Origin of the sequence: Clostridium sp. BSD9I1 (genome assembly GCF_900185645.1) — a bacterium.
In the GTDB taxonomy this organism is placed as follows: Bacteria; Bacillota; Clostridia; order Clostridiales; family Clostridiaceae; genus Clostridium_AK.
In genome coordinates this window covers 1-22960 of sequence record NZ_FYAM01000007.1, presented here as the reverse complement: position 1 = coordinate 22960, position 22960 = coordinate 1, and the positions used below count along the sequence as shown (strand labels likewise).

20 protein-coding genes and 10 tRNA genes are annotated in these 22960 nt (G+C 31.5%); 27 read left to right on the top strand and 3 right to left on the bottom strand.

Translation table 11 applies throughout. From position 1 onward, the window contains the following. Positions 1-10: 10 nt before the first annotated feature. The 13 genes from BSD9I1_RS04985 to gatB all read left to right on the top strand — a co-directional run bounded on the left by BSD9I1_RS04985 (position 11) and on the right by gatB (position 16432). Positions 11-667 (top strand): lytic transglycosylase domain-containing protein, encoded by a 657-nt coding sequence (locus BSD9I1_RS04985; RefSeq protein ID WP_186429408.1) that lies wholly within the window; start codon positions 11-13, stop codon positions 665-667. Positions 668-828: 161 nt separating this feature from the next. Next, positions 829-1545 carry a pseudouridine synthase gene (locus tag BSD9I1_RS04980; protein WP_035309721.1) on the top strand — a complete coding sequence of 239 codons (717 nt, stop codon included), beginning with the start codon at positions 829-831 and terminating at the stop codon, positions 1543-1545. 364 nt (positions 1546-1909) lie between these two features. After that, positions 1910-2218, top strand: a complete 309-nt coding sequence (locus BSD9I1_RS04975) for a YerC/YecD family TrpR-related protein (RefSeq protein WP_035309724.1) — start codon at positions 1910-1912, stop codon at positions 2216-2218. A 238-nt stretch (positions 2219-2456) separates the two neighbouring features. Then, on the top strand, positions 2457-3833 hold the full coding sequence (locus BSD9I1_RS04970) for an amidohydrolase (RefSeq protein WP_242966418.1): 1377 nt from the start codon (positions 2457-2459) through the stop codon (positions 3831-3833). Between the two features lie 64 nt (positions 3834-3897). After that, entirely contained in the window at positions 3898-5421 is a 1524-nt protein-coding gene (locus tag BSD9I1_RS04965) for an AbgT family transporter (protein ID WP_186429407.1), read from the top strand. Positions 5422-5587: 166 nt separating this feature from the next. Continuing rightward, entirely contained in the window at positions 5588-6808 is a 1221-nt protein-coding gene (locus tag BSD9I1_RS04960) for a M20 family metallopeptidase (protein ID WP_186429406.1), read from the top strand. A gap of 422 nt (positions 6809-7230) precedes the next feature. Then, positions 7231-7881 carry a hypothetical protein gene (locus BSD9I1_RS04955; protein WP_186429405.1) on the top strand — a complete coding sequence of 217 codons (651 nt, stop codon included), beginning with the start codon at positions 7231-7233 and terminating at the stop codon, positions 7879-7881. 590 nt (positions 7882-8471) lie between these two features. Next, on the top strand, positions 8472-10703 hold the full coding sequence (gene pcrA / locus BSD9I1_RS04950; RefSeq protein WP_186429404.1) for a DNA helicase PcrA: 2232 nt from the start codon (positions 8472-8474) through the stop codon (positions 10701-10703). A gap of 14 nt (positions 10704-10717) precedes the next feature. Then, positions 10718-12733 carry an NAD-dependent DNA ligase LigA gene (gene ligA / locus BSD9I1_RS04945; RefSeq protein ID WP_186429403.1) on the top strand — a complete coding sequence of 672 codons (2016 nt, stop codon included), beginning with the start codon at positions 10718-10720 and terminating at the stop codon, positions 12731-12733. A 37-nt stretch (positions 12734-12770) separates the two neighbouring features. After that, a complete protein-coding gene (locus BSD9I1_RS04940; protein WP_035309732.1) occupies positions 12771-13040 on the top strand; it encodes a hypothetical protein in 270 nt (89 codons plus the stop codon). Positions 13041-13165: 125 nt separating this feature from the next. Beyond that, positions 13166-13456, top strand: a complete 291-nt coding sequence (gene gatC / locus BSD9I1_RS04935) for an Asp-tRNA(Asn)/Glu-tRNA(Gln) amidotransferase subunit GatC (protein WP_035309733.1) — start codon at positions 13166-13168, stop codon at positions 13454-13456. 32 nt (positions 13457-13488) lie between these two features. Further along, positions 13489-14946: an Asp-tRNA(Asn)/Glu-tRNA(Gln) amidotransferase subunit GatA gene (gatA, locus tag BSD9I1_RS04930; protein ID WP_186429402.1), complete on the top strand. Its 1458-nt coding sequence runs from the start codon at positions 13489-13491 to the stop codon at positions 14944-14946. Positions 14947-15001: 55 nt separating this feature from the next. Then, a complete protein-coding gene (gatB, locus tag BSD9I1_RS04925) occupies positions 15002-16432 on the top strand; it encodes an Asp-tRNA(Asn)/Glu-tRNA(Gln) amidotransferase subunit GatB (RefSeq protein ID WP_186429401.1) in 1431 nt (476 codons plus the stop codon). Between the two features lie 34 nt (positions 16433-16466). Here gatB and BSD9I1_RS04920 read toward each other — a convergent pair whose 3' ends face one another. After that, on the bottom strand, positions 16467-16685 hold the full coding sequence (locus tag BSD9I1_RS04920) for a hypothetical protein (RefSeq protein ID WP_035309739.1): 219 nt from the start codon (positions 16683-16685) through the stop codon (positions 16467-16469). A gap of 138 nt (positions 16686-16823) precedes the next feature. On the opposite strand from BSD9I1_RS04920, the gene BSD9I1_RS04915 reads away from it, so the two are divergent. After that, a complete protein-coding gene (locus BSD9I1_RS04915) occupies positions 16824-17303 on the top strand; it encodes a hypothetical protein (protein ID WP_035309741.1) in 480 nt (159 codons plus the stop codon). Positions 17304-17378: 75 nt separating this feature from the next. Further along, on the top strand, positions 17379-18905 hold the full coding sequence (locus tag BSD9I1_RS04910; RefSeq protein ID WP_186429400.1) for an ABC transporter substrate-binding protein: 1527 nt from the start codon (positions 17379-17381) through the stop codon (positions 18903-18905). 11 nt (positions 18906-18916) lie between these two features. Here the strand turns inward: BSD9I1_RS04910 and BSD9I1_RS04905 are convergent, their stop codons facing one another. Continuing rightward, positions 18917-19075 carry a hypothetical protein gene (locus BSD9I1_RS04905; protein WP_186429399.1) on the bottom strand — a complete coding sequence of 53 codons (159 nt, stop codon included), beginning with the start codon at positions 19073-19075 and terminating at the stop codon, positions 18917-18919. Between the two features lie 125 nt (positions 19076-19200). Next, a complete protein-coding gene (locus BSD9I1_RS04900) occupies positions 19201-20601 on the bottom strand; it encodes a hypothetical protein (protein WP_186429398.1) in 1401 nt (466 codons plus the stop codon). Positions 20602-20762: 161 nt separating this feature from the next. Here BSD9I1_RS04900 and rdgB point away from each other — a divergent pair, with 161 nt between their 5' ends. The 12 genes from rdgB to BSD9I1_RS04840 all read left to right on the top strand — a co-directional run bounded on the left by rdgB (position 20763) and on the right by BSD9I1_RS04840 (position 22909). Continuing rightward, positions 20763-21368, top strand: coding sequence for an RdgB/HAM1 family non-canonical purine NTP pyrophosphatase (rdgB, locus tag BSD9I1_RS04895; RefSeq protein ID WP_035309747.1), 606 nt, complete (start codon positions 20763-20765; stop codon positions 21366-21368). A gap of 5 nt (positions 21369-21373) precedes the next feature. Then, positions 21374-21847, top strand: coding sequence for a metallophosphoesterase family protein (locus BSD9I1_RS04890; protein WP_035309748.1), 474 nt, complete (start codon positions 21374-21376; stop codon positions 21845-21847). Between the two features lie 219 nt (positions 21848-22066). Next, positions 22067-22142 (top strand) — tRNA-Pro (locus BSD9I1_RS04885). 8 nt (positions 22143-22150) lie between these two features. Then, a tRNA-Gly gene (locus tag BSD9I1_RS04880) sits at positions 22151-22224 on the top strand. 5 nt (positions 22225-22229) lie between these two features. After that, positions 22230-22306 (top strand) — tRNA-Arg (locus BSD9I1_RS04875). Positions 22307-22310: 4 nt separating this feature from the next. Beyond that, a tRNA-His gene (locus BSD9I1_RS04870) sits at positions 22311-22386 on the top strand. A 3-nt stretch (positions 22387-22389) separates the two neighbouring features. Further along, positions 22390-22464, top strand: a tRNA-Gln gene (locus BSD9I1_RS04865). 1 nt (position 22465) lies between these two features. Further along, positions 22466-22541 (top strand) — tRNA-Lys (locus BSD9I1_RS04860). Between the two features lie 13 nt (positions 22542-22554). Next, positions 22555-22638 (top strand) — tRNA-Leu (locus BSD9I1_RS04855). Positions 22639-22674: 36 nt separating this feature from the next. After that, positions 22675-22749: transfer RNA gene (locus BSD9I1_RS04850), tRNA-Gly, on the top strand. Positions 22750-22754: 5 nt separating this feature from the next. Continuing rightward, a tRNA-Gly gene (locus BSD9I1_RS04845) sits at positions 22755-22828 on the top strand. Between the two features lie 4 nt (positions 22829-22832). Further along, positions 22833-22909 (top strand) — tRNA-Arg (locus tag BSD9I1_RS04840). Positions 22910-22960 lie beyond the last annotated feature (51 nt).

Below are 22960 nucleotides of genomic sequence, written 5' to 3'. Positions count from 1 at the left end.
TGATATAAATATGAAGATAGATGACAATAAAAGAATAGAGCAATTTTATCAAATGCAGCTTATGACACAAATGTTCAAAGAGACCATGGGAGATTCTCCAGCTTTTGAAATGGTAATGCAAAGTTTAACTGAGGCTATGATGGATTCAAATGGCAATATGGATTTTTCTAGTCTAGGACTTACAGAAGATCAAACACAAAGTCTTGGATATGGGGGACAAGAAAGAGTTACAGCTGCCATAAAAGACATAAGTTCTAGTATGGAAAGTAACGATACAAGAATAGAAGAAGCTGTAGAAAAGGCTTCTAAAAAATATGGTATAGATAAGGAACTTATAAATACAATCATCTATCATGAATCAAGATTTAAACCCAATGTAACATCTTCGGCGGGCGCAATGGGTTTAATGCAGCTGATGCCAAGAACAGCTAAAGCTATGGGGGTTGAGAATCCTTATGATATAGAAGACAATGTTATGGGTGGGACAAAACTTCTCAAGAACCTTTTAGATACCTATGGGAATAGTAAAGAATTAGCTTTAGCAGGATATAGTGCTGGAACAGGTACTGTAGAAAAGTTAGGGGTAAAGAGCAAAGAAGATATACATAAGTTACCTTATGAGTCTAGAGAGTTTATACAATATGTTATGAAAAACTACGGAAAGTAATTACTAGGGTTTAAGTTGTAATTTAAAGTTTATAATATAGGAAGAAGTTTACATAAGGTAAACTTCTTTTTGTTTTAAAGAATTGTAAAAGAAAGTAGTGGTAAAATATATATAAGAAATGGTATATTAATTTTGTATTTAAAAACAAGGGAGGAAAAATAGTGGAAAGATTAGATAAAGTACTTGCTAACTTAGGATTTGGAAGTAGAAAAGAAGTAAAAGCATTAGTAAAAAGCGGGAGAGTAGAAGTAGACGGAGAAGTAGTTAAAGACTCCTCAATTAGTATAGATCCAGAAAAAAGCATTGTAAAGGTAAATGGAGAGGAACTTTTGTATAGAAAGTACATATATCTTATGATGAATAAGCCTGATGGAGTTATTTCGGCTACCTTTGACAACCGTGATGAAACGGTAATAGATTTATTAGATATAGATTATCAGGTATTTAAGCCATTCCCAGTAGGAAGGCTGGATAAAGATACCGTAGGATTACTGCTTATTACAAATGATGGAGATTTAAATCACAAGTTAATTTCTCCTAAATGGCATGTAGATAAGGTGTATTATGCTGAAATAGATAAAGAAGTAAATGAGGCGGATATTGAGGCTTTTAAAAAGGGTGTAGTTTTGGATGATGATTATAAATGTCTTCCTGCAAAACTTGAAATAGTAGAGGCAGATGAAAATGGCTCTAAAGTGTATATAACCATACAAGAAGGAAAATTCCATCAAGTAAAAAGGATGTTTCAGGCTAGGGAAAAGGAAGTAGTTTATTTGCAGAGAGTTAAGTTTGGTAGTTTATCTTTAGATGATGAACTTATGGAAGGAGAATATAGAGAACTTACAGAAGAAGAATTAGAAACACTCAAAGATATATAAAAATTGAAGGTTTTTATTTCATTTAATAAAAATTTTAAAATGAAATTTTCAAATATCACTTGAATTTAAATTAGTATTCTTATATAATTAGTTATGCAAGAATAAATAAAAGAATGAATAGCCCCCTTTTATTTATTAAAAAACAACCCATGCCCCAATGGGTTGTTTTATTTTTTTGTAAAATAATAAACTGCATCAAAGATTTTTACAAATTATACAATGTAAACGATAAAAATTATAATATATGTGCTATAATAGAGAAAACGCATTAAATAAAACGGGGTATGTTAATTTATATCGAAATTACAGGTTTTTATAAATTACATAAGAAAATATCTTAATTATGAATAAGGAGCTGAAAATCATGGGAAATTTTAGTTCAAAGGTTGAAAGTAAAGAAATGGATTTTTTATGTGATGCAATTTTGACTTTAGAGACTAGGGAAGAGTGTTATAGATTGTTCGATGATATTTGCACTATAAATGAAATACAAGTTCTTAGTCAAAGATTACAAGTGGCAAAGATGTTAAAAGAAAAGAGAACTTATCAAGATATATCAGCGTCAACAGGAGCAAGTACTGCAACTATAAGTAGAGTAAATAGATGTTTAAATTATGGAAGCGAAGGATATAGAATAGTATTAAAAAGACTTGAAGAAAAAGAAGAAGCTTAAAATTAAAATGCGAAGCAGTATTTAGAGTTAAGAAGTTAGGTGCTAGGAGCTAAGAATTATAAAAATTTCACGTATGGAAATTTTCTATAATTCTTAGCATCTAGCACCTTATTTTTATTTCTAAAAACTGTTTTACGTTTTATTTAAATTTACAAAAGTATTAAGAAATTGTAAAAGTTATTAGAAAAACATGAAAATATAAAATTATGATAAAATTTGAAAAAAATGGGAGGAATTAATGAAGTATAGCAGAATATATATATGTATTAAAGTGCTAAAAGGGGTTGATAAAATGAAGGACTTGAAAAATGATTTATTCAAAAATATAGATTTATCTTTAGATGAATTGATAAGTTTAAGAAGAGATTTTCATAAGTATGCAGAAAGTGGATGGACTGAGTTTAGAACTGGATCGAAAATAGCAGAGTACTTAGAAGCGATTGGATTAGAAGTGAAGGTTGGCGAAGAAGTTATAGATATAGACTCTATGATGGGAGTTCCAGGTAGAGAAGTCTTAGAAGAATACAAGAAGAGAGCACTTTCACAAGGAGCAAAAGAGAAGTATTTAAATCTAATGAAAAACGGAGCAACTGGAGTAGTTGGAATATTAGATACAGAAAAAGAGGGGGCAACTATTGCATTTAGATTTGATATAGACTCTTTAGAGGGGATAGAAAGTGAGGATATAACTCATAGACCTATAAATGAAGGATTTGTTTCAATAAACAAAGGTAATATGCATGCTTGCGGTCATGATGGACATGCAGCTATAGGATTAGTGCTGGCAAAAGCAATGAATAATATAAAGGAACAATTAAAGGGAAAAATTTTATTTGTATTTCAACCAGCAGAAGAGGGCACTAGAGGAGCTTATTCTATGGTTAATAAAGGAGTTTTTAATGATGTTAATTATTTATTTACTGGACATATAGGATTTAAGTCTGGAAAATTAGGAGAACTTGTTGTAAATACAGGGGGATTTTTATCCACAACAAAGCTTGATGTACATTATAAAGGAAGATCAAGTCATGCGGGAGCTACCCCTGAAAAGGGAAAAAATGCACTACTTGCAGCAGCCACAGCGGCATTGAATTTGCATACTTTATGTCAGCATGGAGATGGCACAGCGAGAATCAATGTAGGTGTTTTAAAAGCAGGAACAGGAAGAAATGTAGTACCAGATAGAGCAGAAATGAAAATAGAAACTAGAGGGGAAACAACTGAAATCAATGACTATATTACACAAAGAGCAATAAAAATACTTGAAGGTGCAGCAAATATGTATGATGTAACCTATGAGATTACTTTAGCAGGAAAAGCAGAAAGTGGATATAGCGACAAGGAATTATCTTTATTAGTGAAAGAAGCATCAAGTGAAGTTCCGGATATAACTAATACAGTAGAATATACAAGTTTATCTGGCTCAGAAGATGCAACTTACATGATGAATAAGGTTCAACAAAATAAGGGGAAAGCAGTTTATTTAATGTTTGGTACTGAAAGGACAGCAGATCATCATAATAATGGATTTGATTTTAATGAAGAGGTTTTAAAAGTAGCTGTAAAAGTTTATATGATGACTGTCCTAAAGCTTTATGAAAAGGAGGGGAATTAGCTGTTTATTAATGTTGTTTGTTGAATCTTAATTAATAAACTTTAATTATGTTAGGAGGGGGACTATGGAAACTAATAAAAATGTAAAAACCGTTCAAAAGACAGGGGGATTTCTAGGTTGGGTGGAAAGAGTAGGGAATAAAATACCTCACCCATTTATGCTATTCATAGGTCTTATTGTATTGATATGGGTGATATCTGTAGTTTGTGGAATGACTGGTGTTCAAGTAACAGATCCTGTAACTAACAAACCTGTTATTGCCAAAAATCTTTTATCAAGAGAAGGTATAGTATTTATGCTGGAAAGCATGATTAAAAACTTCACAGGTTTTGCACCACTTGGTCTTGTTCTTACCATGACACTTGGTATTGGAATGGCAGAACATGTAGGCTTTATGGGAACTTTCATGAAAGAAACTATAATGGGAGCTTCTCCTAAAGTAATAACATTTGCAGTTGCAGTAATTGGTATATGTGGAAATATAGCATCAGATGCAGCCATTGTAATAATTCCACCTATAGCGGCAGTTATATTTGCGTCCATGGGAAGGCATCCAATAGCAGGTATTGCTCTTGGGTATGCTGCCACTACAGCGGGATTTAGTGCAAACTTAATTGTAGCTGGTACAGATGCTCTACTTGCAGGGATTTCTACAGAAGCAGTTCATTTAGTAAATAAAAACATATCTGTAACGCCTGTAGATAACTGGTATTTCATGTTTGTATCAACTTTCTTACTGGCAATTATATGTACTATAGTTACAGAAAAGATTGTAGAACCAAGACTTGGGAAGTATACAGGAAAGAAACAAGTTGAAAATAAACCTTCAACACCTGAAGAAAAGAGAGGTCTTAAAAAAGCTGGAGTTGCTGCGCTTATATATATAGCTATAGTAGTTATTGCAGTAGTTCCCAAAAACGGATTGTTAAGAAATCCTAAAACTCATGGAATTATTCCATCACCATTTTTAAATTCAATCATTCCATTACTATTATTCTTATTTGTCATAGTATCTGTAATATATGGAAGAGAAGTAGGGAAAATAAAGACTTCTGGAGATATTCCTAAATTTATGTCTGTAGCTATAAAAGACATGGCATCTTATATTGTACTTGTATTTGTTATAGGACAATTTATAGCGTACTTTAACTGGAGTAACTTGGGATATATTTTAGCTGTAAATGGAGCCAATGCATTAAAGGCAGCCAATTTAACAGGTGTTCCATTATTTGTATTATTTATTCTACTTACTGCATTTATAAATCTATTTATAGGCAGTGGTTCAGCAAAATGGGCATTACTTGCACCGATATTTGTGCCAATGTTTTATATGCTTGGTTACCATCCAGCATTAACACAGCTATTTTATAGAATAGGTGATTCAACTACTAATATAATATCGCCATTATTCCCATACTTCCCAATCGTATTAGGCTTTGTAAACGAATATGATGAGGAAGCAGGGGTAGGAACAGTTCTATCAACCAGTATACCGTACAGTTTAGTAATGCTCGTTGCATGGATTATATTTGTAATGATATGGTATGCACTTGGATTGCCAATAGGACCTGGAGTAAGTGTTAAGTAATAAGATTTTCAATATAAGTTTTATCAAATTTAGTCGATAATAATAACTATCAAGAATGTTAAAAGTTTTTAAATCCTCAAGTACTGATTCGATTATCAGCACTTGAGGATTTAAGACTAGAGATTGAAAATTGGAAATAGGGATTGTTATAATGGGGGGATTATATATGATAAATTTAGATACAAGTTCTAGAGTCAGTGTACAGCTTGATTCTATGATAGAGGATATTACTGAAGGGATAATTAACATAAGAAGAGAAATTCATAGGCATCCTGAACTTGGTATGAATGAGCATAAGACGGCTAAGATAGTTGAGGAAAGTCTGAAGGGATTAGGGCTTGAAGTTGAAACTGGAGTGGGAAAAACTGGAGTGGTGGCGCTTTTAAGAGGGAAAGAAAATGGAAAGACAATTCTTTTAAGAGCTGATATGGATGCACTTCCTATAGATGAACAGGCAGATGTTTTATTTAAATCACAGGTTCCAGGAGTGATGCATGCTTGTGGGCACGATGTTCATACTTCAATTTTGATAGGAACAGCCAAGGTGTTATCTCAAATGAAAGATGAAATAAGAGGGAATATAAAATTTGTATTTCAGCCTGCGGAGGAGTGCAATCCAACAGGTGGTGCAAATTACATGATAGAGGATGGCGTGCTTGAAAATCCTAAAGTAGATGCGGCAGTAGCACTTCATGTATGGGATATTCCAGTGGGTAAGGTGGCACTGAAAACTGGAGTTATGATGGCTCAATCTGATAGAATATTTATAAAGGTTAAGGGGAAAAGTGCTCATGGATCGGCACCACATCAAGGAGCAGATGCGATAGTTGCGGCTGGACATGTAATTACTGCTCTTCAAACCATAGTAAGCAGAAATGTAAATCCACTAGACAGTGCAGTGGTGACACTTGGAGTTATAAGAGGTGGGTACAGATATAATGTAATACCAGATGGAGTAGAAATGGAGGGAACCGTAAGGACCTTTGCACCAGAAGTGGCAAACATGATGCCTGGTAGAATTGAAAACATAATAAAGAATATATGTGGGGCTTTAGGATGTGATTATGAATTCAAATATGTACTAGGATATCCGCTCACTTATAATGATAAGGAACTTACTAATGAAGTTATTGAAGGACTTAGAGAGTATATTGGAGAAGAAAATGTATTGATACCTGAAAGGCCAGCTACAGGGGCGGAAGACTTTGCTTTCTTTAATAATCATATTCCTTGTACATTTATGTGGGCAGGATGCAAGTCGGAGATAAATGAAAATTTTTGTGTATTACACAATCCTAATTTTGTTTGCGATGAAAGGGTTATACCAGTTGGAATTAAGGCAATGTGTGCTGCAGGGCTTAAATTAGTAGGAGGGAGTAGCCAGTGATCAGCAACTAGGAGTCAGTCCTAGGGTAAAGGTGTCAGGTCTTGGGAGAAAAGCGCTAGTTGCTAATGATTAGTCTAGATTTCAAAATAATTAAGGAGCAATAAATCTAAATCATCAGATGGTTAAAAAACTAAAAGTTTAAATATCACATAAAAGCGGAATTGTAAATAGTTATGACATGAACGGTAATAAAATGAGCATGAACGGAATTTTTATATGTATAAATTCCGTTCATGCTCATTTTTGACGTTTCATGCCATTAAGCTTGTATTTATTTTTTTAGTATGTAAAATAGATATTGTAAAGTTAATTTAACTTAATTTTTAATTAAAGTAAATAATTTCTATAAATAGAGCTAAATAGTTATGCATAATATTAAGGGAAAAATATCTAAAAATTAAAATATAAGGGATATATTACAAATGAACAAACGATTAAGAATGATATCATCATTATTATCTGGGGTATTAATTTCATCTATGATTTCAGCAACAACCGTACTTGCTAAACCAATTAATAAAGTGAATATAGCCAGAGAAAATAGTATCAATGATAAAAAAGGTACAAGTATTGAAGAGTTAACAACTATTCTTGAAAATTATATTATTTTTAAAGATAATAAGGTTCAATTATCGACATTACATTATAATAAAATTGGTATATCTAAAAGTGATTTACTAGATATTGAAAAAATAATAAATGATATAAACAAATGTATTGAAAATAATATATTAACTATTAATCCTACAACGTTAGAGTTTTCATTTAAAAATAATATTAAATTAAATAAAAACATAATAAGTCCCCTCGATATTCCAGACGATTCCAAATTTGAATTAGTTTTAGATTTGAATGATACTGAAACTCATGACTTAATTTCAGATCTTCAAAGTAATTCTACGTTAACTGGTTTTATTGCTGCTATTAAATATCTCAATGTTTCATTAGGGTTTGCTATATACTTTTATGGAAAATCAGAGATAATTAGAAGAGTAGATATGGAAGGAGGGCATCGTGGAGTAAAAATATATGAAATAGTAGGAACTCCTTATTTTCATGTTGTACCTAGATAAGTGGACGGGAGGAGGTAGTAGGTATAAATATTAAGGAATTTGTATTTTATAGAACATTACCAGCATTACTAATTTTGTTAATTAACATTAGAGCTACGATTAATGGTAATAATAGTAATTATAGTAATTATCTTTCTAAGGTTATTATTACTAAATATATTATAGCTTTAATTGTGATAATTTATTGTATATATAATACTATATATGCAATAAAAAAGAGGAAATTTCATAAAGATACTATGGCTTCTCTTACATCCTTAATATCTATGTCAATATCATGTTTTGCAACATCAAATTTAATTTTTAGCTTATCTTTTATACTTATAGTTATATCAATCTTTATAAGAACTACCTACAAATATTATGAATAATAAAAAGGGACTGACTCAAAATAAAATTTTGAGTCAGTCTTTTTTAGGCGCACCCAGCATGGGTGGCAGCTTGATGGTGAAAGTCCACTATGGAGGTTTTTATATTTATAGCTAAAAGTGTTATTATAAATTAAAAATACATATGATTAAATGGCGAGTAAAATGTTATAATATAAAACGAACTAGAAATTAATAAAGCAAATTTTGGGAGTGAGTTATATGGATTTGAGAAAGTTACTTAATAAGGAACAGTATGAGGCAGCATCAACTGTAGATGGGCCACTACTTATCTTAGCAGGGGCAGGTTCTGGGAAAACAAGAGTACTTACATATAGAATTGCAAATTTAATAAAAAACTTAGATGTCTATCCTTCACAAATTCTCGCTATTACATTTACAAATAAAGCGGCTAAGGAAATGAAGGAAAGAGTAAAAAATATAGTTGGAAATGAAGCAGAAAATATGTGGATATCCACTTTTCACTCTACATGTGTAAAAATACTTAGAAGAGAAATAGAGAAGCTTGGATACAATAAAAACTTTGCTATATACGATAGCTACGATCAAAAGACGCTTATGAAAGAATGTATTAAGGAACTAAATATAAATGATAAGGATATAGATGAGAAACAAATTATAAATAAAATAGGAGAACAAAAGGATAATCTTATATCTCCAGAGCAATTTAAAAGGGAAAATGAAGGTAATTATAGAACTAATAAAATAGCAGATGTATACCTTTTATATCAAAAGAAGTTAAAGAGTAATAATGCATTAGATTTTGATGATTTGATATACAAAACTGTTGAGTTATTTAGAAAGAATTCAGATGTTTTAGAGTTTTATCAAAGAAAATTTAAATACATAATGGTAGACGAGTATCAAGATACCAATAAATGTCAGTACGAGTTTACAAAACTACTGGCAGCAGCTCATAGAAATATATGTGTTGTGGGTGACGATGATCAATGTATATATGCTTGGAGAGGTGCCGACATAAGAAATATACTAGATTTTGAAAAGGACTATCCTGAGGCAAAGGTTGTAAAATTAGAACAAAATTACAGATCAACTCCAAATATTTTATATGCAGCTAATGGAGTTATAAAAAATAATAGCGAAAGAAAAAATAAAGCGCTTAGGCCCTATAATGAAAATATAATGGGAGAAAGTATAAAGGTGTATAGAGCAGGTTCTGACATAGATGAGGCTCAATTCATATGCAGCGAAATAAAGAAAATAAGGGATGCTGAAAACAAAAGCTATAATCAAATGTCTATTCTTTATAGAACCAACGCTCAATCTCGTATATTTGAAGAAGTTTTTATGAGAAACCAAATACCTTATAAAATAGTAGGTGGACTTAGATTTTATGATAGAAAAGAAATTAAAGATATAATGGGATACTTAAGGCTTATAAATAATCCACTGGATGATATAAGTTTGAAGAGAATAATAAATGTACCTAAAAGAGGTATAGGCGATAGTACCGTTGATAAACTTCAAGAGTTTGCAGTTGATATGGACGAATGTATGTATAGTGTACTTTTAGATGCAGAGAATATTGGACTTTCAGCTAGAGCAGTATCTTCTATAAATAAATTTGTAGGACTTATAAATAGCTTTATAAGAAAAAAGGATGAAGTATCTGTATCAAAGCTTATTCAAGAAATTTTACAAACTACAGGATATATTGATGAACTTCAAAAATCTAAGGATATAGAAGATTTAACTAGACTTGAAAATTTAAAGGAATTAGTTTCTGCTGCAGTAGACTTTGAAAGTGGATCAGATGACAAGAGTTTATCCGCTTTTTTAGAGCAAGTGACACTAGTATCTGATGTGGATAACTATAGTGAAGATGTAGATGCTATAGTACTTATGACAGTGCATAGCGCTAAGGGATTAGAATTCGATGTAGTATTTATGGCAGGGATGGAAAATGGGATATTTCCAGGAGCTCAATCCATAAGTAATCCAGCAGAAATGGAGGAATCCAGAAGACTTTGCTATGTAGGAATTACAAGAGCTAAGGAAAGGCTTTATATGACTTCAGCATCTTCAAGAAGGGTATTTGGAAGATTTGTAAACTATCCAGAGTCGGATTTTATAAGGGAAATACCTGTGAATTTAAAAGAGGATATAGGCCCACGTAATTCATTTAATAGATATATGAACGAAAATAATAATTATATAAATAGAAATAACAGTCAGGTAAATACTAATATAACTAGACAAAATGTTCAAAAGGAAGCTGCTGCTGAAAGTAATAGTAATAAGTTAACTCAATTTGATGCAACTCCTGGGAAAAAGGTAAGGCATGGTAAGTTCGGAATAGGAACTATAGTAAGTGCAGTTAAAAGCGGAGAAGATGTAAAACTAACAATTGCATTTGATAGGATGGGAGTTAAAATATTGATGTTAAGTGTAGCTCCTTTAGAGGCGGTTTAGAGGAGGGTTAAGGCATGGAAAGTCTTGAACTAAAGAAAAGAGAAATAGAAGAACTTATAGAGGAACTTAATAGATATGCTTATGAATATTATGTATTAGATAATCCTTCTATATCCGATAAAGAATATGATAAAAAGTATGATAAGCTAAAGTTATTAGAAAAAGAAATAGGACACATATTGCCGTATTCTCCAACTCAAAGGGTTGGAGATGTGGTGCTGACCCAATTTCAAAAATATACTCATAAGGCAAGACTTTGGAGCCTTGATAAAGCTCAAAGCATTCAAGAATTAAAGGATTGGCACAATAAAAATATTAAGGCCGTAAATGATTATAATTCAATCCATGAGGAAAAGCTTCCAGAGATTACTTATATAATCACAAAAAAGTTTGATGGACTCAGTATAAATTGTACTTATGATGAGTCTGGAGTGTTATCTAAAGCTGCAACTAGAGGTACTGGTGAAGTTGGGGAAGACATAACAATGCAGGCTAAGACTATCAAAACATTACCATTAAAAATAGATAATTATAGCTTGATTGAAGTTCATGGAGAAGCTATAATGACTAAGGATGCTTTTGATGAATATAATAAAGAAGCCTTAGCTCCATTAAAAAATTTAAGAAATGGGGCAGCGGGAGCATTGAGAAATTTAGACGTAAGGGAAACTGCTAGAAGGAACCTTTCAGCTTTTTTCTATGATGTAGGATATAATGAGGGCAAACCTTTTGAAAGCTATACTGAAATGATGAATTTTATTAAAAACATGGGACTTCCTATTGATAATTATATAAAGGCTTGTAAAAATGTAGATGAAATTCAAGAAGAAATAGCTTACATAGAAAGTGTTAGAAATGATTTGAATTATGACATAGATGGAATAGTTATTGCAATTGATGATGTTAAAACAAGAGAAGTTTTAGGATACACTATTAAATTTCCTAAATGGTCAATAGCTTATAAATTTGAAGCAGAAGAAGCTTCAACTACATTATTAGATGTGGAGTGGAACGTAGGCAGAAGTGGAAGAGTAACTCCTACAGCATTGCTAAAACCTGTAGAACTTGCAGGAGCCACTATAAAAAGAGCCACATTAAATAATATGGATGATATAAAAAGAAAAGGTGTAAAAATAGGCTGTGATGTATTTATTAGAAGATCCAATGACGTAATACCTGAAATAATGGGAGTTGTAGAAGAAACTTTATCTAATGGGAAAGAGATAGAGACACCAAGCGAGTGTCCATATTGCGGCAGTGAGCTTATACAAGAAGGTGTGCATTATTTTTGCGAGAATACATTATCTTGTAAACCTCAAATGGTAAAAAGTATAGTTCATTTCGCAAATCGTGAGGGAATGAACATAGAAGGTTTTAGTGAAAAAACTGCAGAGCAATTTTTTGAAAAACTTAATATAAAATCAATTGCTGATTTATATAGAATAACTAAAGAGGAATTGCTTACTTTAGATAAGTTTGGAGAAAAGAAGGCTCAAAATATACTAAATGCATTGGAAAAAAGCAAAAGACCAGAATTATCTTCATTCATATATGCATTAGGTATTCCAAATGTAGGGAAAAAGACTGCAAAGGATTTAGTAAAAAGATTTAAAAGTTTAAGAAACATAATTGATGCAAACTTTGAGGAACTTATATCCGTAGAAGATATAGGGGACATAGTTGCAAAAAGTGTAATAGATTTTTTTAATCAAGAGAAAATAATAAAAAGCATTGAAGAATTATTAAGTCTTGGCATAGAACCTATATCAGATGATTTGGAAGTAATGGAACATAGTGTGTTTTCAAATAAGACAGTGGTAGTTACAGGAGCTTTACAAAAATATAGTAGAAACGAAATAAAAGAAAAACTAGAAGCTTTAGGAGCAAAGGTATCTGGCAGTGTTAGTAAAAAAACAGATTATGTACTTGCAGGTGAAGATGCAGGATCAAAGTACGACAAAGCTGTGGAACTTGGAATAAAAATACTTAACGAAGAAGAATTTGAAAAACTTATGGAAGATCAGGTATAAAAGAAAAGGTATATGAGAGAAACTGGAGGAGAATAAAATGAGGAAAACAGTAGATGTGCTAGGATGGGGGTTTGTTTTAATAACTACGTTAGCATTAATACTTACAATATTAACAACTTATCAATTTGTTTATATAAAGTATTTTTATGGTTATTATGCTTTACAATGGTGTATTTTCTTTACAATGTTGGTGTGGAGCATAAAACTTATAGATTTTAAGGGTGGACTAACAAATAAAGTATATCCTTTAATATGTATATTTTTTGCTGCAGGAAGTATATTTTTTATATTTATGAATGTACAATAATTCAAGCCAACCTTGTATATAATGTATGAGGTTGGCTTAAAATGTTATATGGTATATAATTTGTATTTTTTATGATACAATATAAGAGTTTAAAAAAATTTAATGTAGAAAGAGAGGGAATGTAAATGGCTGTTTCTAAAAAAGATGTGGAATATGTAGCTGAACTCGCTAGAATAGAGCTTACAGAAGAGGAAAAAGAAGGTCTTCTTGTGGATTTGAATAATGTTCTAAATTATATGGAAAAGTTAAATGAGCTTAATACAGATGACACTGATATAATAGTTAATCCATACTATATCGAAAACAAATTTAGAGAAGACGAAGTAGAGGAATCTATGAATATAGAAGATGTAATGAACAATGCTCCAGAAAGATTAGAGGAGTATATAAAGGTTCCAAATGTAATAGAAAACTAAAAATTGCATTTTAAAAGGAGGGAACAGATATAATGGAATTATATAATCTTACAGCCCATGAGCTGAAAGATAAAATTAAAGCTAAAGAAGTAAAAGTTGAAGAAGTAGTACATAGTTATTTAAATAGAATAGAAAAAGTTGATTCTACTTTAGGCTCATATCTATATGTGGCAGGAGAAGAAGCTTTAAATAAGGCAAAAGAATTAGACAGTAAAATAGCTAGTGGGGAAGAACTTAAAAGCCTTACAGGAATTCCTGTAGCTATAAAAGATAACATAAGTGTAAGAGGTATGCAAAATACTTGTGCATCTAAAATACTTGAAGGGTATAAGGCTCCTTATGATGCTCATGTCATAGAGAAAATAAAAGAGCAAGATGGAATAATACTTGGAAAATTAAATATGGATGAGTTTGCAATGGGATCGTCAAGTGAAAATAGTGCATATAAGTTAGTGAGAAATCCTTGGGATACAGATAGAGTACCAGGAGGTTCTTCAGGAGGGAGTGCCGCTTGTGTTTCAGGACTCGAGGCGCCATTAGCTCTTGGAACAGATACTGGTGGTTCAGTTAGACAGCCAGCAGCTCTATGTGGAGTAGTTGGACTAAAACCTACCTATGGAAGAATCTCTAGGTATGGGGCAGTGGCCTTTGGATCTACATTAGATCAAGTAGGAATAATTTCAAGAGATGTAGAGGATTCTGCATTGTTAGCTCAAAATATTTCAGGATTAGATAAGAGAGACTTTACAACAGCTCCTATAGAAGTTATTGATTATTCTAAAGCTTTATCTAAGGATTTAAGAGGTAAAAAAATAGGTATCCCAAAAGAGTTCTTTGGAGAGGGACTTAGTGATGAAGTTAGAAAAACCGTGGAAGAAGCTATAAAGGTATTAAAGGAAAATGGAGCGGATGTAAAAGAATGTTCACTTCCTTTAACTGATTATGCTCTTGCGGCTTATTATATAATTTCTAGTGCTGAAGCTTCATCAAACCTTGCAAGATTTGATGGAATAAGATATGGATACAGAACAGAAAACTCAAAAAATGCTGTAGATATCTATTTCAAATCCAGAGATGAAGGATTTGGATCAGAGGTAAAGAGAAGAATAATGCTTGGAACTTATGTTTTATCGGCAGGGTACTATGATGCTTATTATAAAAAGGCACTAAAAGTTAGAAACTTGATAAAGCAAGATTATGAAAGAATATTTAAAGAGTTTGATGCAATAGTATGTCCAACTTCTCCAACACCTGCATTTAAGATAGGAGAAAAATCAGATAATGTTATGGAGATGTATTTATCTGATGTATATACTGTGCCAGTAAGTGTAGCAGGGCTTCCAGCTATCTCAGTACCATGTGGAATAGTAAATGGATTACCAGTAGGACTTCAAATAATAAGTAACTACTACAGAGAAGATATATTATTTAATTTAGCATATAGTTTTGAACAATCAACTAATTGGCACACCATGAAGCCAAGTATTTAGTTAATAGTTGGTATTTAGGGCTTTTAAGAATTGAAAAAAGGAGTGGAAAAGATAGATGGAATTTGAAGCGGTAATAGGTCTTGAAGTTCATGCAGAACTTTCTACAAAGACTAAAATATATTGCGGATGTACAACTGAGTTTGGTGGGAAACCAAATACTCACGTATGTCCAGTATGCTTAGGCCTTCCAGGCTCACTACCACAGTTAAATAAAAGAGTAGTGGATTATGCTATAAAGGCAGGATTAGCTCTTAATTGTTCTATAAATCAGGTAAGCAGAATGGATAGAAAAAATTACTTTTATCCAGATTGTCCTAAGAACTATCAGATAACTCAAGATGAAATTCCAATATGCAGAGATGGCTATATAGAAATAGAGCTTGAAAGTGGAGAAAAGAAAAAGATAGGTATTCAAAGAATACATATGGAGGAAGATGCAGGTAAGTTACTTCATACAGGTAATGGAACATTAGTAGATTATAATAGAGCAGGAGTGCCTCTTATAGAAATAGTATCAAACCCTGATATTAGGACACCAGAAGAAGCAACCTTATATCTTCAAAAGCTTAGAAGTATATTATCTTCTATTGAAGTATCTGATTGTAAGATGGAAGAGGGTTCTTTAAGATGTGATGGTAACATATCTGTTATGCCAAAGGGCAGCGATGTATTTGGAACTAGGGTTGAGATAAAAAACATGAATTCATTTAAAGCTCTTGAAAAAGCTTTAAGATATGAATATGATAGACAAATTGAGGCTAATAAAAATGGAGAAAAGATTGAACCAGAAACAAGAAGATGGGATGAATCAAATAATGTAACTATAGTTATGAGAAATAAAGAGCAAGCAAATGACTATAGATATTTCCCTGAAGGAGATTTGGTAACTCTTAATATATCTGATGAGTGGATAGAAGAGGTTAGAAAAACGATACCTGAGCTTCCACATGAGAAGCAAGAGAGATTTGCTCGCGAATATGGTATTCCTAAATATGATGCATCAGTTCTTACGCTAACTACAGCTATGGCAGAGTTCTTTGAAAGTACTGCGAAGCTATCTAATGACGCTAAGGCAACGTCTAACTGGCTTATGGGGGATATTTCAAGAATAATAAATGAAAAGGCTATAACTATAGCAGAAGTTAAATTTACTCCAGAACATTTATCAGAACTTATAAAGCTTATAGGCGCAGGGACTATTTCAAATAATATAGGTAAAAAAGTTATAGAAGAAATGTTTGAAACAGGAAAGTCTCCAAAGGTCATAGTAGAAGAAAAGGGACTAGTACAAAATAATGATGAGGGAGCTATACTTGAAGTGGTTAGAAAGATAATAGCAAATAATCCTCAATCTATAGAAGATTTTAAAAATGGTAAAACAAGAGCTATAGGCTTCTTAGTAGGGCTCGTAATGAAAGAAACTAAAGGTAAAGCAAACCCTCAAATAGTAAATAAACTTGTAAGTGAAGAAGTAAGTAAAGCTTAATAAAAATTCCCCATATAGGTTATGGGGAATTTTTTTATTTAGTAACTTCTTCTTGAGTTTGTAAGTCTTTAGATGAATCAGGAACATTAAACTTTTCACATAAGTTGTGCATATGCACGTTTAACTTTTCTAGCAAATAATTTTTATATTTCAATTGATTATATACCTGCTGTAATGTTACAAATCCCCATACAACTACAAATATTAATATGCACATAGATATTATAGCAAGTATTTCTAATGCTAAAATCATATAAATTTCCCTCCAGTAGATGAAAACTTGTAATAAAATTATACCATAGAAATAAATTGTAACCTATAGTAAGTTATTTTGGAAATTAATATTCCTCTAGTTCATATAATATTAATAATCAATATTTGGGGGGAATTAATGAGGGATAAATTTTACAAAGTTTATTTTAAGTTAATACAAGCAGACGAAAATAAAGCTATTTCAATTCTAAATAGGATAAGTACGGATAAAATATTTCATAATTTAATTAAGGTATGTTGGAAGAATAATATACAATATCGTGTTGTTTTAAAAAATAATGAAATGCTTATGATGTATTTAGAGGGAAAAGAAGATAGTGTTTTTTTTAACTTTTCTAAAGAAAAGATGATATTTGAGGAAACATTTGAATGTTTTTTAACACAGGCACTAAAATATAATGCTAAAAAATCTATATTTATAACTATCGGTATATTTGAAAATAAAATAATAAAAAGTCCCACTTTAGTTATCCATAGAAATATAAAACTTATAGATAGATATACATTTATAAGACATCAAGTAGGATTGTCAGGAGATATTTGCAGCAATTTAAAGGAGAATAATTTTAAGTTTTATAGATATTTACCGATTTATTAAAATAAACAAAATATATATTTTGTTTATTTTTTTTTGCTTGGGTAATAATTATTAATAAGTAAAGGAGAGAGTAAAATGAAAAAAATTATAGCAATAGCTATAACAATATGTATTTTATTAAGTGGATGTATAGAAAAAAAACAAAGTTTTAATGAAAATGTATTAAATAAAGAGTACATAACCTATGCTGTGATAAATATGCCTAAGTACTTAAATATGAAAGCTGCTTATGATGATAATTCACTGGAAATATTAAATTCTACATTTGAAGGGCTTGTAAAAAAGGATGATGAGGGAAATATAGTTCCAGGTATTGCAGAGAAGTGGGAAATAAGCAAAGATAAAACTACTTATAAATTTTATATAAGAGACGATGCATATTTTAGCAATGGAGAACCTATAACCGCAGAAACCTTTAAGGTGTTCTTTTCTGAACTTTTAAATAAAGAAACTGATAATCCTTTAGAATATGAATTGTTCTGCATATTCGGTGCAGAAACTTATAAAAATGGCAAGGTTGATTTTAGCAATGTAGCTATAAATAGTATAGAAAATAATATTCTTCAAATAAAACTTAATAGTCCTTGTAGCTTTTTTCTGGAGTTACTTGCTAACCCTATATATGGGATAAGGGAATTGGATGATAAAATTAATAATTGGGGAATTAACTATTCTACTTTAAAGTATTCAGGACAATATATAATAAAAGACATAAATGGTGATGAGATAAATCTAGTGCCTAATGAAAAGTATTGGGGAATTACGCCAAGTAATAAGATAAAAATTGTTAAGGTTGAAAGTGATGAAGATGCACTTGTAAATCTTCAATTAGGAAAAGTTGATTTATTTAAAAGTGAGCATTTGAGTAGTATAGGAAATATACTAGAAGACCCATTAAAGAATGAATCTTATAAGTTTCAATATTTAGTATTTAACTTAAAGGAAAATAAGGTCCCATATAACGTAAGAAAGGTTATAAAAGAAGTCTTAAACAAAGAAAAAATTTATAATGAATTATTGAAAGATGAAGCTGCACCTATAAATGGATTTATGAATTTACAGCAGAAGGGTAAAAATGGCACTAAAAACAATGCAAGCAATATTGAGTTAGATATCAAACCTACGTTGAAGTTTATATTTAAGGATACAGTAGAAGATAAAAAGGTAGCGAGTTATTTAAAGTCTAATATAGAGAAAAAATCAAATATAACTATAGAATTAAAGGAATATAGCGAGGATGACTTTTTTAAACATATAAATAATGGTGAGTATGATATGGCCCTTATGAAATATGGTAAAGAGTATGATAATGTTATGAGTATATTTGAAAAGTTCACTTATAATAATCCTTTTAATTATTCAAGATATAATAATTCTTTATATAATGGATATGTGAATTTACTTAGAACAAATAAAGATACTAATAAAAAAGGTGAGCTACAAAATAAGTGTTTTGAAATATTAGAAGAAGATATTCCTGCAATCCCCTTATATTCAAATAATATATATGTTTATAAAAATAAATATATTGAAGGATTAAGGTTGAACTATAAATTCTATATAAATTTCGAGTCACTTTTAATAAATAAAAGTATAATTTAAAAAAGTTCCTCCTAATTTATGGGAGGAACTTTTTTTGTAGATTCCTTTTCAATGTAATAACCACATTTTTCATTGGTAATTACACAATTGGAGGCACTAAGTATAGTATTAAAAGTACATATTCCGTCTCTTTCATACATACAGTTTTCAGAACAATTTATGTTCATCATAGTTATTACCTCCTATACAAAGGGTGGTTAATAAGAGGAAAATTAGTTGTACTGTAGGGTGATTTTAGTATGTGTATTTATATATAAAATATTTTATAAAAATAATTACTTAATTACCATAAAATTTAAAATGCCTCATGATTATTTAAAAATATATATAAGAAAAATATAAACATATTTTTTTCGCTATAAAATGAATCCTTAGGAGTTTTAAATATACCTTTTCGTTCACTAAATTTTATTTCCTTTAAGAATACAGGTGATATTTCTATGCCATCTGGCGTTGGTATTGAATGCATTTTAAAGTTATCTTCATCAAGCAAGTCTTCGCTATTTAGTGAAAAGTTAATATACCTTTCTCTATCATCTAATGAAGGCGCTTCAGGCCAACTTAATATTATGCCTGATTCAACTAACTGCTTTTTAAATACATTCAATAAAATGCGATTTCCGCTGGATTCTGAATTAGAATTTCCCTCGCTAAAAAACTTGTTATAAGCAAGTAAGGACATTATATATAAGTTAATTTCTTCTGCAGAGTAAACCATTTTATCCTTATCTGTATCCTTTATAAACAAACTTAAATCCTCATTGTAGAGACTCAAAATGCTCTCGTATATACTACTATACAAGTCTTTGAATTTTAATATGCCTGTATTTTTATAGAACATTATATAGTTAAGAGAACATAGACATTGATTTTCAAAATTACGTTTCTTTTGTAATATTGTGTATTCTTCATAGTTTTCTTGGATAAGTTCTAATAAATCCAATAGTATGCATTTTATATCTTCGTCTTTATAATATTCATACATTATATTGAATCCCAAGGCTAATTTTATTATTTCATCCATGTCTAAGTTGTATAATTCATCTTTATAGTTCTTAAACATATTTAGAATATCTAGTGAAAAGTTTTTAAATTCTTCACTATCTTTATCTTCATAAAGAGAAGCTTTGTAAAAAGCAGCCATTAAAAAGCTTTGGTCAGAAAATTTAAATTCAGCGTATTTGTTTTCAAATTTTAATTCATTTTCATCTTCAGGCGTTATATTAATTTTATCTACGAATACCCCATTCTCATCTCTTAAGTAAGAAAAGTAAAATTGGAGTTGTCTTTTAGTGAGTTTTGCATACAAACCACAATGGGAATATTTGGATTCGTCTAGGTCTTTAAATTTGGAATAATAATCTGATAGTTCTAAAAGTGCTAAAGACATAAATGCATTAGAGCTTATTAATACATCCTTTTTTAATTTTTTAATATCCCAAAGTAGTTTGCTATCTGTGCTTATTTTAGGATCAGCTTTTTTATATATACATATAAGTGGGTATGAACCTTTAATTAAACTCAGTTCGCTCTGATGAAGGTTCTTTATTTTAAAGTCCTTGCGTGAAGTTGTAAGCCCTCCTCCAGTGTGTAACACGATATGTTTCATAGCTTCTTTTGATAAATGAAATAGTTGATTCTTAATATTTTGTTCGGTCAAACTATTAATTCTAAGGAATGGTCCCATATACCTCAATTTAACACCTACTCTAAAATTAATCCTTATATAAATAATATGAGTGAAAGTGCAAAAAGTTGATTATTTATTTTAAACTGTGGACATTTAATTTATATGTAGGTAAAATGAAGAATATAATGACAATTATGTAATGTAAATAGGTGGTGGAATTTATTAAAATGAATAAAAAATTAGTTGTTGCAAGTAATAATACACATAAAATAAGTGAAATAAAAGCTATATTATCAAAATTAAATATAGAAGTAATTTCGCTAAGGGAAGCAAATATTGATATTGATGTAGAAGAAGATGGTATAACTTTCATAGATAATGCACGAAAAAAGGCACAGGTAATATTTGATATGCTAAAAGGGGAGGCTATGGTACTGGCAGATGATTCAGGTATAGCTGTAGAGGCCTTAGATGGAGCTCCTGGGGTGTTTTCAGCTAGATTTGCGGGAGAACATGGCAATGATAAAAGAAATAATCAGAAGCTGTTAAAACTAATGGAAGGAAAGCAAAACAGAAAAGCTAAATTTGTATGTGCCATGGTACTCTTTATAAATGGAGATAATGTGATTGAAGTACAAGGGGAAGTTCATGGTGTGGTTGCTGAGGAAGTTAAGGGGAATGAGGGATTTGGATATGATCCGATATTTTATATACCTCAATATGCAAAAACCTTTGGAGAACTTAGTTCAACCATAAAAAATACTATGAGTCATAGAGCGCAGGCCTTAAATAAACTAGAAGATGCCTTTAAGGAATATTTACAGGGGGAATAAAAAAATTGCTAATAGGGGTTGTAAGTGATACACATAGGCATACATGGATTATAGAAAGAGTTATGGAGAAGCTTCAAAATATAGATATACTTATTCATTTAGGGGACAATATTCAAGATGTGAAAGATTTTAAGAAGTATTATAATGGAGAAATCATAAATGTAAAGGGAAATTGTGACTATTCTACAAGTGTACCTGCAGATATAGTAACCGATATAGCAGGCCATAAGTTCTTAATAACTCATGGACATTACTATGATGTAAAACATAGTCTAACTAGATTGAAGTTCAAAGCATTAGAACTTGGAGTAGAAGTAGTTTTATTTGGGCATACTCATATATCTCAAATAATATACGAAGAGGGTATATGGTTTGTGAATCCTGGAAGTCCCGTTATCGCCAGAGATGGATTTAATAGTGTGGCAGTAATAGAATTAGAAGATAATAAAATAAATGCTAGTATAAGAGCTATAAAATAAGACTTGATTTTCTTAAAAACGAGTATTTTTTCAATGAAAATTGAATTTATTTAAAGCCCATAGGCATTGATATAACTAGCATGAAGTGTGATTTTAATAAAAAAACGTGAAAAAATATAAAAAAACTTGAAAAAAGGTGTTGACGGATTTAAGATTATCATGTAAAATAATTTATGTCGTCAGGAGCGAGCGAAACAAGCAAAAGCTTCTGAAGAATAACGGGGTGTAGCGCAGATGGGAGCGCGCGTGGTTTGGGACCATGAGGTCGCAGGTTCAATCCCTGTCACCCCGACCATAAAACCTGCGGGTGTAACTCAATGGTAGAGTGCTAGCCTTCCAAGCTAGTTACGAGGGTTCGATTCCCTTCACCCGCTCCAAATATGCGTCTTTAGCTCAGCTGGATAGAGCAACGCCCTTCTAAGGCGTGGGCCAGGGGTTCGAATCCCTTAAGACGCACCATATGGTGGATGTAGTTCAGTTGGTAGAGCGCCAGATTGTGATTCTGGTTGTCGAGGGTTCGAGTCCCTTCATTCACCCCATACTGGGATGTCGCCAAGCGGTAAGGCACGGCACTTTGACTGCCGCATTCGTAGGTTCGAATCCTGCTATCCCAGCCATGGTTCACTAGCTCAGTTGGTAGAGCACATGACTTTTAATCATGTTGTCCGGGGTTCGATTCCCCGGTGAGCCACCAATAAATTTAATATGCAGGTGTGGCGGAATTGGCAGACGCACTAGACTTAGGATCTAGCGCCTATGGCTTGCAGGTTCAACTCCTGTCACCTGCACCAATTAAATTATATTTAATATACAAGACAAGCTTATTTGCGGGAGTGGCTCAGTGGTAGAGCGTCACCTTGCCAAGGTGAACGTCGCGAGTTCGAATCTCGTCTTCCGCTCCAAATATGCGGGTGTAACTCAATGGTAGAGTGCTAGCCTTCCAAGCTAGTTACGAGGGTTCGATTCCCTTCACCCGCTCCAATTTGCGTCTTTAGCTCAGCTGGATAGAGCAACGCCCTTCTAAGGCGTGGGCCAGGAGTTCGAATCTCTTAAGACGCACCAAATATGCGCCATTAGCTCAGTTGGTAGAGCACCTGACTCTTAATCAGGGTG